Source organism: Paenibacillus sp. O199 (assembly GCF_001636635.1).
GTDB classification, from domain to species: domain Bacteria; phylum Bacillota; class Bacilli; order Paenibacillales; family Paenibacillaceae; genus Paenibacillus; species Paenibacillus marchantiae.
The window spans coordinates 1-11254 of the sequence record NZ_LGRP01000033.1 but is presented as its reverse complement, the minus strand read 5'-3'; the positions used below and the strand labels follow the sequence as shown (position 1 = coordinate 11254).

The 11254-nt window shown below is 44.5% G+C and carries 11 protein-coding genes, 1 tRNA gene and 1 pseudogene; 3 read left to right on the top strand and 10 right to left on the bottom strand.

The window, feature by feature from the left end:
* The first annotated feature begins 21 nt into the window (after positions 1 to 21).
* Positions 22 to 522, top strand: a complete 501-nt coding sequence (gene tadA / locus A6049_RS27385) for a tRNA adenosine(34) deaminase TadA (RefSeq protein WP_063567626.1) — start codon at positions 22 to 24, stop codon at positions 520 to 522.
* A 34-nt stretch (positions 523 to 556) separates the two neighbouring features.
* A complete protein-coding gene (locus A6049_RS27380; RefSeq protein WP_063567625.1) occupies positions 557 to 1126 on the top strand; it encodes a GNAT family N-acetyltransferase in 570 nt (189 codons plus the stop codon).
* A gap of 83 nt (positions 1127 to 1209) precedes the next feature.
* Here A6049_RS27380 and A6049_RS27375 read toward each other — a convergent pair whose 3' ends face one another.
* The 5 genes from A6049_RS27375 to A6049_RS27360 form a co-directional block, all read right to left on the bottom strand.
* On the bottom strand, positions 1210 to 2304 hold the full coding sequence (locus A6049_RS27375; protein WP_063567624.1) for a hypothetical protein: 1095 nt from the start codon (positions 2302 to 2304) through the stop codon (positions 1210 to 1212).
* A gap of 266 nt (positions 2305 to 2570) precedes the next feature.
* The gene (locus tag A6049_RS27370) at positions 2571 to 2723 is read right to left on the bottom strand and encodes a small acid-soluble spore protein P (RefSeq protein ID WP_063567623.1); all 153 of its coding nucleotides are present in this window, start codon (positions 2721 to 2723) and stop codon (positions 2571 to 2573) included.
* A 23-nt stretch (positions 2724 to 2746) separates the two neighbouring features.
* Entirely contained in the window at positions 2747 to 2923 is a 177-nt protein-coding gene (locus A6049_RS33670) for a hypothetical protein (RefSeq protein ID WP_162842467.1), read from the bottom strand.
* A gap of 25 nt (positions 2924 to 2948) precedes the next feature.
* Positions 2949 to 3290 carry a hypothetical protein gene (locus A6049_RS27365; RefSeq protein ID WP_063567622.1) on the bottom strand — a complete coding sequence of 114 codons (342 nt, stop codon included), beginning with the start codon at positions 3288 to 3290 and terminating at the stop codon, positions 2949 to 2951.
* A 193-nt stretch (positions 3291 to 3483) separates the two neighbouring features.
* Positions 3484 to 3572 (bottom strand) — tRNA-Ser (locus A6049_RS27360).
* A 394-nt stretch (positions 3573 to 3966) separates the two neighbouring features.
* On the opposite strand from A6049_RS27360, the gene A6049_RS27355 reads away from it, so the two are divergent.
* A complete protein-coding gene (locus A6049_RS27355; protein WP_161490644.1) occupies positions 3967 to 4911 on the top strand; it encodes an S-layer homology domain-containing protein in 945 nt (314 codons plus the stop codon).
* A 153-nt stretch (positions 4912 to 5064) separates the two neighbouring features.
* Here the strand turns inward: A6049_RS27355 and serS are convergent, their stop codons facing one another.
* The 5 genes and pseudogenes from serS to guaB form a co-directional block, all read right to left on the bottom strand.
* Positions 5065 to 6348 carry a serine--tRNA ligase gene (gene serS, locus A6049_RS27350; protein ID WP_063567620.1) on the bottom strand — a complete coding sequence of 428 codons (1284 nt, stop codon included), beginning with the start codon at positions 6346 to 6348 and terminating at the stop codon, positions 5065 to 5067.
* Positions 6349 to 6615: 267 nt separating this feature from the next.
* Positions 6616 to 7206 (bottom strand): pyridoxal 5'-phosphate synthase glutaminase subunit PdxT, encoded by a 591-nt coding sequence (gene pdxT / locus A6049_RS27345; protein ID WP_063567619.1) that lies wholly within the window; start codon positions 7204 to 7206, stop codon positions 6616 to 6618.
* A 57-nt stretch (positions 7207 to 7263) separates the two neighbouring features.
* Positions 7264 to 7341 (bottom strand): annotated as a pseudogene (locus A6049_RS33030) (hypothetical protein); the annotation flags it as partial.
* Positions 7342 to 7635: 294 nt separating this feature from the next.
* A complete protein-coding gene (locus tag A6049_RS27340) occupies positions 7636 to 9009 on the bottom strand; it encodes a D-alanyl-D-alanine carboxypeptidase family protein (protein WP_063567660.1) in 1374 nt (457 codons plus the stop codon).
* Between the two features lie 446 nt (positions 9010 to 9455).
* Positions 9456 to 10913: an IMP dehydrogenase gene (gene guaB, locus A6049_RS27335; protein WP_024628817.1), complete on the bottom strand. Its 1458-nt coding sequence runs from the start codon at positions 10911 to 10913 to the stop codon at positions 9456 to 9458.
* Positions 10914 to 11254 lie beyond the last annotated feature (341 nt).

The window sequence follows — 11254 nt, the reverse complement described above, 5'->3', positions numbered from 1 at the left end:
TGGAAGGAGTTTTACATTTTAATGAAGGATGACGTTCTCCAACCTGATCTTACGCATCTCTCCGAGGAGGCTCAGCACGAGCACTGGATGCGTGAAGCCATTGCTGAAGCGTACAAAGCAGAAGCACTCGGGGAAGTGCCGATCGGGGCTGTAATTGTTCAACATAACCGTATTATTGGTCGTGGATATAACCTGCGTGAGACGACACTTGATTCCACAGCACATGCGGAGATGGTAGCCATCCGGCAGGCCAGTGAAGCCATCGGTGCATGGCGACTGCTGGATTGCAGTCTGTACGTCACACTGGAACCATGCCCCATGTGTGCAGGTGCCATTGTGCAATCCAGAGTGCCTCGAATCATATATGGTACCGCAGACCCCAAGGCCGGATGCGCAGGAACGCTGATGAATCTGCTGCAGGAACCTCGTTTTAATCATCGAACCGAAGTGGTTGCTGACATTCTGCAACCAGAGTGCTCCACCATGCTGACTCAATTTTTCCGGCGTTTACGCAAAAAATAGAATCTTACACCCATCTGGAAAGGAAGTGCATTCCATGCCGCTTACACTATACGACACACCAAAAGGAATAAGTCTCCGTTTACTTACTCCACAAGATACAGAGGCGTATCTTGCTCTTATTCAAATTACACGTCATCCCTACCAAGCTGTAGAGCCTATCCGGGATGATGAATTCTATACGCTGCAGGCGCAAACCAGACGCATTCAGGATAGAATACAGGCGGCCGAAGAAGGAACAGGTTATCAATTCGGAATTTTTACAATCGACGATGGTATTCTGATCGGTCAGGTTAGCTTGAACAATGTCGTTCAGGGCGTTGCCAATTATGCAGACATGGGATACTTCATCCATCCAGATTACCAAGGCGGCGGACGAATGACCGCAGCCGTGAAACTAGCTGTATCCTACGCCTTCCGTGCCCTGAAGTTAAATCGTGTTCAGGCAGCCATTCTGTTGTCCAATACAGGTTCCAAACGTGTTCTCGAGAAGAACGGCTTTCAGGCTGAGGGCATTGCTCGTAAATATCTCAAGATTAACGGAGAGTATCAGGATCATCAGATCTACGCTGTGCTGGCCGAGGACTTGGGTGAATCTTTACAGTAATTGAATATACCATGTAACAAAATATAAAGAGCCGCTCAACCCTAAGGTCGAGCGGCTCTTTGCTTTAACATGAAACTGAGAACTTAGTATCCGTAAGATGCGTTCATTAGTTCTTCAAACTGATCCATTGTAATCACGTCTTCGCCAGTTGGAATATTGATTTTGAATGCTGGCTTCTCGTTAATTTTAGTGTAAGTGTTCGAACCAGTGAAAGCAAGTTTAACTTCATCCTTGGTATCAGGTTGTTTAATCAACAGATCAGCAACCAACTTTTGATATACCGGGAAATCTTTTTTGTCCAAAGCAAAATCAATGTGGAACTGGTTAATGGTCAGTGTATCTTTCAACTGGTCCAGATCTTTAGCCATTTCAGCTTGATCTGCTTCAGTAATTTTCAGATCCTCTTTAGCTTTGTCGATATCTTCCTGACTCATTTGCAACATGTCACGATACTCTTCTTTAGAGATGATATCCAGTACTTTTGGCAATGCTTTGGTTACCAGGACAGTAACAGCTTCTTTCACATTGTCATTGTTGACCGAAAATTGAACAACTTGCTTGGCATCCAAACCTTCAGGAAGCTGCGCATCCTTCACGTCCAGGTTTTTAAAGAATTTATCCTGATCGTACTCGCTCAGGACCGCATCCATAACTTCATTGCTCAGCTTTTGTGTTTTCGCTGCATCCATAGCATCCGGATTCCATTCCGTTCCTTCTTGCTCAGCCAGTTCTTTCAAATCCAGCTCCAGGAATTTACCAACAACCGTTTCTGGAATCGGGAAGAACGGAATACTTGGTACCTTAACATATAACTTCTCAGCGGTCATAACCATCGGAATGGTAAATGTCATACCCATATCGCCTTTAAGCTCAATACCTACCGTCATTTCGGTCTGCATTGGCTCGCTTTGGTATACGCCAGTTACATTCAACTGAGCATCCTTCAGCATGCTCATAAACTGAGACATCGTTGGATCCTGTTGTGACTCGTCTGCAGCTTTATAGCTCAATTCATTAATAGTGAAGTTAGAACTCATCTCATACGAAGTCAGTTTGGAAGCATTGGCTGCCGCCGTCTTCAATGCCTCTTTTGGTTCTTGCTTGCTGCTACATGCTGTCAGTGCCATGGATACGGTTAACAGCAACGTAAGAAGAAGCGCCCCCATACGTTTAGTCATTTGTTTCTCTCCTCTCGTGATAACCCCAAAAAAAATAATTCAATATCAATGATATACCATTTATTCTGAAACGGAAACACGATTTGGGAAATTTGTGAGCTTTACTCTCTAAATTGGCTACAAAGACCTATGTAAGCTTTAGATATCAATGGTGTGCTCCTCTAAATCATGTATGAACACGCAAAAACCCCGGTTTGTTAACCGGAGTTATAGGTTATAGTTATGCATTAATATGTGCTAAAGAAAGGAATGAATCTTCCTTTAACTTAGCCTTGAGGATTGTGATGATCTACATGATTCTGGTTTTTCACTTTTTTGGAGCCGGACAACGGTTCCTGCATGGAAGAATGCTTTTCAGGTTTTCGGTGCTGCACATTAGCCTGAGCTTCAGGCACAGGTGTTGTTTTGGGTTTACTCATGTTGTTCCCCCCTCTTCATTGGATTAGGAATGGGATGGGTCCATATCTTCCGTTTTATCATGATTTATGGAATCCTGATGCCGACGGTCATTCGAGTCCTGTTGAATTTGCTGGGCATGGTGACTATTCACAGGTGTCTGATCCAGATCTGCGACTACATTTTGCAGGTTTTTATCTGTTCCAGCTTTGGCTTTGCTCACGTATTACCACTCCTTTGACGTCTACCTAATGTCTGGTTTTGGTTTGCAACGACTGGGCACATTCATGAATATGACGCGTGTAATCCTGAGCCAATTCCTGAATAGGCTCTGTACGCTCATCCGTCGTACTTCCATCGCGCTCCACATCAATTAGTTGTACACTGACTTCACGAGAATCCACATAGGCACACTTGAAATCAAAAGAGTACATCTGGTGTCCCGCTGTTGCGATGTGAATTCGAATAGCCTGTTGATCAGCCTCGTCAGCCATAACTTGAGCCCGATCTCCGACATTTAGGACCTCAGGCAATCTTTCCTGCCAAGCACCTACGAGCTCCGTCTGATCTATGTTTAATTCGCGGTTCATCTTACCACCTCCACTCTTATATAAAGTGCGGCGATTTGAATGTTTTTATGCATCACACAGATATTCAAACAAACTGATTTCTTGTCGTAAAAATGCTCTGTAAATACAGCGGGTATGCGGCTGTGCTAAATGTACAAATAAATGCAAAAAAGGACTCGAGCTTATCGCTCGAACCCTTATCATAATTGTAGTATGGCGGAGAGGGTGGGATTCGAACCCACGTGGAGTTGCCCCCTAACGGTTTTCAAGACCGCCCCGTTATGACCGCTTCGGTACCTCTCCAGGACATTAACTTTTATAAACTTGCCACGAAATAGATCATACCATAATTGTATGACAGAAAGCAACCTTTTTATAAGATTTATTGTTCGATACATCAAAAAGGGAAATTCCACCTACTAACTACCGGTAAACATTGCTACCTGACGATTGATATGGTTGTTCAGAATCTGTTCAGCCCTGCTCTGTATAATCGAATTTAGACTTTTTCATTATGGGGTGGTTGATTGTTTATAGGTGTGTATCGTAAAAATGACCCTTTGAACACAATGCCTGAGGAGCGAATCAGTGAGTTGATTTCGGAGGGAATGAAAAAGGAGTTCTTTCTTTCCTGCGCTCGAAGGACAAAGTTTCTTCATTCACTCTGTTCAGCAATCAGTCTAAAATGACGTTAGCTTTGAACAAATTAAATATTCAACGCGCATCATCTCTACTGCATGTGCCAACCGAACAGCTTGGTCTCCAGATCAACATTGATGTCCTGTCCAACGATAAGTTGTCTGACCTAAAACAACCGCTACCGGCTGGCCTAAAAATGTTGGTACAGCCTTTACGTTTCAATGTACAATGGGTGGCTGGCGACCAAACGCTCAAGCTCGATCAAGAAGAATTAAAAAATGTGACTCGGGTGATCCACCTTGGTACTACAGATCTTGACCCACAAACAGCAACCGTACTCGGGTTCAATGAAGAAACGCGGACATATTCCTACGTGCCAGCCTATTACGTCCAAAATAAAGGGCAATGGAAGGTAAGAATACGAGATATGCAATACAGCACTTATGTTATTGCTTCAAATGAACAGATAGATACTTCAGACAATGATTCATCGATAAACAGCATCCAATACATGCAGAATAAACAATTGCTTGCTTTGAACCAATTCAAGACCGATGGACCCATCACACGCGGAGAGGTTGCCCAATTATTAGTTTCTGCCTTAGGGGCAAACGGAATCGCATATAAGAATACCTCTTTCCGGGATGTGACTGAGGAACAGTCGTATGCGGCAACCGCTGCACACCTTGGACTTGTTAAAGGCTATGATGATGGAACATTCCGTGCCGATCGCCAGGTCACGCGGGAAGAGCTAGCAATCATGGTCTATCGGGCAATTCAGTATACAGGAGGAGTTTCTGTCGCTAATAGCTCAGCTGTGATATCCTATCTGGACCATGAATCTATCTCTCCTTGGGCCACAGCCCAAGTCCAGGCTCTGACATCGCTCAATTTGCTTCAAGATACATTCGGGACCACCTTCGAACCTAAAAAAGCAGTAACCACAGACGAAGCACTTATGATATTGGTGCGTACACTGCGCTCCATTGAGTATGTGAACTAAAATTACGCTTTCGCTTAGGTGATAATTATGGCTAATCTATAGTCGTTATAAACAATAAACTACAAAAACAACCGTCTCCTTGTGAAAATGGATCGTTCTAAACTTCCATTTGTCAGGAGACGGTTTTTTATTTCATTCATTTAGTTGAACATCTTAGGAACGACGGGCAATCACGCTGACTCCGCCCATGTAAGGACGCAGTGCTTCAGGAATAACCACTGTTCCATCTTCTTGTTGGTAGTTCTCCAGAATAGCAGCTACTGTACGCCCCACTGCCAGTCCTGAACCATTTAACGTATGAACAAATTCCGGTTTCGCTTTTGGTTCTCTACGGAAACGGATATTAGCTCGACGTGCTTGGAAGTCTTCACAGTTGGAGCAAGACGAGATTTCACGATACGTATTGCTTTCCGGCAACCAGACCTCAATGTCATATGTTTTGGCAGACGTGAAGCCCATATCTGCTGTACACAACGTCAGAACACGGTAAGGCAGCCCCAATAATTGAAGCACACGTTCCGCATTTTGAGTCATGTTCTCCAATTCCTCATAGGAGGTCTCAGGAGAAGACAGTTTCAACAACTCAACTTTATTGAACTGATGCTGACGAATCAAGCCACGTGTATCCCGTCCAGCAGAACCTGCTTCGGATCGGAAACACGAGCTGTATGCTACAAAGTGTTTAGGCAACTGGTCAGCATTCAAAATCTCTTCACGATGATAGTTCGTTACCGGAACTTCAGCGGTAGGGATCAAATAATACTCGGTATCTTTCAGCTTAAACAGGTCTTCCTCGAATTTCGGCAGTTGGCCAGTTCCAAACAAGCTATCGCGGTTAACGATGTATGGAGGTAAAATCTCTTCATAGCCATGCTGATCGCTGTGCAGATCCATCATAAAGTTGATCAAAGCACGTTCCAGACGTGCACCCAGCCCTTTATAAAAGGTAAAACGGGAGCCTGTTACTTTGGCAGCCGCTTCAAAATCAAGGATGTCAAGGTCCTGTGCGATTTCCCAGTGTGCTTTTGGTGTAAATGAAAATGACTTCGGCTCTTCCCAACGACGAATCTCCACATTATCATCTTCGGACGCACCAACAGGCACACTCTCGTTAGGGATGTTCGGAATCGCCATAGTGAGATCGTTGATCTTCACTTCCAACTCACGCACTTCTTCATCCATTGCTTTGATTCGATCGGAGACTTCGCGCATCTCAAGGATCAACTCATCCGCATTTTCACCACTCTTTTTAAGCTTGGCAACTTCTCCGGATACCGTATTCCGGCGACTTTTCAGGTTTTCACTCTCTTGCAGCAACTCACGACGCTTGGCATCCATGTCCGTGAACCCAGCGATTAGATCCAGCGATTTGCCACGTTTCGTCAATGCTTCTTCAACACGTGCGTACTCATTCCGCAATATTTTCACATCAAGCACTAAATACCCCTCCTAAATAACACCACAAAGTAGAAACCTTCCTTATTAACTCCTGTCAAAACTTTGCAGCCTTATAGCTTCATCATTCCTCAATGGTAAAAAAACAACCTATGACATCCGGCGCTACCCTACGCTGCGATTCCCGCTTTGGAAGCAGATACGGGCAACATCAGGTATCTGACCAGACAGCTCCTTGCCAGCAAGCCGTGTAAAGCCTCTGAAGGACTGATCCGGTTCACCGGCAGATCATAGGTTATATATCAATCACTATTGGTTCTGTACAGGCTGTTTATACGACCTAGCCATGTCCACAAAATAAGCATGCAGTCGATAATCATCTGTCAGCTCAGGGTGATAGGAGCAAGCCAGCAGATGACCCTGGCGAGCAGTGACAATCTCATCCTTGTAAGTGGAAAGAACCTCTACCTCTTCTCCTACACTCTCAATCAGGGGTGCCCGTATAAACACTGCCCTTACCGTCTCCTCAATGCCTTTTACCGGAAGATCCGTTTCGAAGCTTTCCCTCTGGCGTCCAAATGCATTTCTGGAGACGGTCATATCCATTAGCTCCAGATGAGCTTCCTCTTGTCCTTCAATATGTTTGGCCATAACAATCAAACCAGCACAGGTGCCGAATACCGGTTTACCCTCAGCAGCGAATGCCCGAATGGCCTCCATGAAACCATATTTGCGCATCAGTTTGCCAATCGTGGTACTCTCACCGCCAGGAAGAATCAACCCATCCAGCTCATCGAGTTGCTGAACCTGTTTGATAGCCAATCCTTCTGCTCCGGCCCGTTCAATACTACGAATGTGCTCGGTGACTGCCCCTTGAAGTGCTAAAACGCCGATCTTCATTTAAAATCCACCTTTCTCTTACCAGCCGCGATCCTGCATGGGCTCGGAAGGTGCAAGTTTGGAATTGGTACCGATCATGGAAGCACCTTCGCCAATCCGGCGCAACGCTTCACCCAAGTCCTTGGCGCCACATAATGTCCGATCCGCGCTTTCGCACCTCTTTTTACGCGTGCTATTCCCGTTTCCATACCCCAATCTACCGTAATGGATGTGTCGTTCTTGTCCATAAACAGGATGTGAAATATGCATTGTCAGTTAGAAGAACAATAGACTTTTAAACTGATTTATACGTAGAATTCTAACTTGATATTTTACCGGAAAAATTGTAAATATACAATCCATCCGGTCGGAATTACTTGTATTTTGTCAATGGTCTAACGACACTATATTGAAAATGTCATATTATCCCGTCTTCTTTCACCTTATCTATTAGAACAGGTTTTTGATGCCATCAAACAGATCAACGAAGAAATCTTTCACTGCACGGAAGAAGAGACGGAACCAACCGCCTTTTTCGGCTTCTTCTGCGGTGATGAGGTTCACTGTCTTCTCTTGTGGCTCAATTCCTTCAGCTTTGTACGTATAAGTAACCGTCCCAACCTTGGTTCCGGCCTTAATTGGAGCAACCAGCTTATCAGCTTCAGTTACATTCGCTTTAAATGTCACGTCCAGGTTTTGAGTACCTTTAGGTACAACGAAACTTACTGCATTATCCGTCACAACAGGTACTGTTGTTTCCTTCCCTTTTTTCAAAGGTACAGCTTCCCAGCCTGTGACTTTAGTTTTGGCAGCAACCGCCTGTTTCACTTCAAAATTGTTAAATCCGAAGTCCAATACTTTCTTTGTTTCTCTGAAACGCGCTGGCTCCGAATCGGTACCCATAACCACACTGATTAGACGCATGCCATTACGCTCAGCCGTACCCGTAAAGTTATTCCCGGCGTTCGTGGTATGGCCCGTTTTCATCCCGTCCAGCCCCTCATAGGCATAGCTTTTGAAGTTGGTTATATTTTTATTCGCTTCCAGCATCCAGTTATAGTTAACAATTGGATCTTTGTCATTAGGACGGAATTTATAGGACTGAATTGTTGTAAAATCTTTGTAGTCCGGGTGATCCATGATGATGTATCTGCACAAAATGGCCGCATCCCTTGCCGACATGACGATTTCTTTATCCTCAGTTGGGCGGAAGTCCGCAGGCATATCTGCACGATCCAGTCCTGTGGAGTTGATGAAGTAACTATCTTTCATTCCCATACGCTTCGCTTCATCATTCATCATTTTCACAAAAGCTTGCTCGGAACCAGCGATGTGTTCAGCCAAAGCCACTGTAGCATCGTTGGCTGATCCCACAGCCATGGCAATATATAGTTCCTTAATAGTATGCTGATCACCTTCTGCGAGGAAAATGCGTGAGCCAGTACTTTCTGCAGCGTTCTTTTTGATTGTAACAACATCATCCCAACTAAACTTTCCCTGTTTAACCTGTTCAGCCACAATGTACTCGGTCATCATTTTGGTCATGCTGGCTGGCGGCATAGCTTTATCCGCATTCACATTGAGCAGAATCTGGCCCGTTGAAGCCTCCATCAGTATGGCTGATTTAACATCGAGTCCCAGTGAGTCTGCCGAAGGAATGTCCACGGCTTTTTCAGTCTTCGTTGTTGTAGCTGCCGCGGTCAATACCTGCCCTGAATCGTTTGCAGCAGCCATAACAGGCATTACCGCAGACATGCAGAGCATATTAATCAGCATAACCGAGGCTACGCTTTTTTTGAGCATTTGACGTTTTTTCTTATTCATTTGTTTGGTTTTCAATGATGAATACTCCCTTCGGTCCGAAGCTTTCTATTGTGTGCTTCAGTACAGCTTGAGCTGCAATATTTTCTTAGTCCCTAACAAGTGGAGATGATGTGTGAGGTGTGTCGTATATGCGCTGTATCGAAAGAGCAATGTCATTGCTCCTAAAGTTCGAATCGATTGTCACTTAGTTAGCATTAAATGAAATGCTTATGTAAAAGGACGTCCGCGCTTCTTTTTTCGCTGGGCTACCTTCAACCTTTTTCAATCACTCAAAATTCATTGTCAGAAGCAGTTTCATAGACTCACGTCAAAAAACCGCCGCAATGCCCTAATCCATTAAAGGATCATTACCGCTTGTTCTATTCTATCACAGGGGTATCCGCAAAAAAAGACAGGCCCGGCGAAAATCGCCAAGCCTGTCCTGGAAATGATTAACACAATTCAGATTACAACGAGTAGTTAGGGGCTTCTTTCGTAATCTGTACATCATGCGGATGGCTTTCACGAAGCCCCGCACCTGTAATACGAATAAACTGAGTGTTGTTACGAAGCTGTTCCAAACTGCTTGTACCACAGTATCCCATACCTGAGCGTAGACCACCAATCAACTGATGAATCGTATCAGATAATGGACCTTTGTAAGCAACACGTCCCTCAATTCCTTCCGGAACCAGTTTCTTGTCATCATCTTGGAAGTAACGATCTTTACTTCCTTGTTTCATTGCAGCCATTGAACCCATGCCGCGGTAAACTTTGTAGCTACGTCCTTGGAAGATTTCCGTTTCTCCCGGGCTTTCTGCCGTACCTGCAAACAAGCTTCCCAGCATAACTGCATGAGCACCTGCAGCAAGAGCCTTAGTAATCTCACCAGAGTACTTGATACCACCGTCAGCAATGATTGGTACGCCATATTCACGTGCTACATTTGCACAATCGTATACTGCTGTAACTTGAGGAACACCAATACCAGCAATTACACGAGTTGTACAGATGGAACCTGGACCAATTCCCACTTTGACAACCGATGCCCCAGCTTCAATCAATTCACGGGTTGCATCGCCTGTAGCAACGTTACCTGCAACAATGGTCAGGTTCGGGAAACGTTCGCGCAGCTGACGAACCGCATCAATGATGTTTATGTGATGTCCATGTGCCGAGTCTACCGTAATCAGGTCCACACCGGCTTGAACCAATGCATCAGCACGTTCAAAGGTGTCTTTGGAAATCCCGATCGCTGCTCCAACCAGCAAACGTCCTTGTGCATCTTTAGCTGCGTTAGGGAATTGAATTGCTTTTTCGATATCTTTAATAGTAATGAGACCTTTCAGTGTGTTGGACTCATCTACTAATGGAAGTTTCTCGATTTTATGCTTCTGGAGAATGCCTTCTGCTTCTTGCAGTGTAGTACCTACAGGCGCAGTAACCAAATTCTCACGAGTCATGACTTCGCTGATTTTAATGGAGAAGTCGTGGATGAAACGCAAGTCACGGTTTGTCAGGATACCAACAAGCTTTTGATCTCCTTCAACAATCGGTACACCGGAAATGCGATATTTTGCCATAACCGATTCTGCATCAGAAACCAGATGTTCCGCTGTCAATGAGAACGGGTTGGTAATAACACCACTCTCCGAGCGCTTAACCCGATCCACTTCCTCCGCTTGCTGCTCAACAGACATATTTTTATGGATGATACCAATACCGCCTTCACGGGCAATGGCAATAGCCAATGTCGCTTCAGTAACAGTATCCATACCAGCACTAATCAAAGGAATATTCAGTTTAACGCTGTCACTCAAACGAACAGATACGTCCACTTCTTTAGGCAGTGTCTCGGATTTCCGGGGCACCAGCAGTACATCGTCGAAGGTGAAACCTTCCTTACCAAATTTATCTTCCCACACGCGGGCGTTCCTCCTTATGTTTGCTCAGCTTTACGGTCCAAAACCCGAAGATCTCAGGCTGTATTTTATGCCGAAAATACGTTTTCTGAAAAATTTATTATTGCCATCTTAGCAAAGCGTTATTTAGACTGTCAAGGGAAACTCCCTGGTTATATTAGGTGTATTGCCTGATGCATACAACTGTATTTGTCATACGGACAGGTTCATTTTATATATATGAAACGCCACTCGTTATGAGTGGCGTTTATCTATGTTAAGTCATTTAGTGTACTATTTCTAAACTAATAGTTAATGCTAATTTTTGCTTATAAACAAATAAAAACCACCACCGAATAACATCG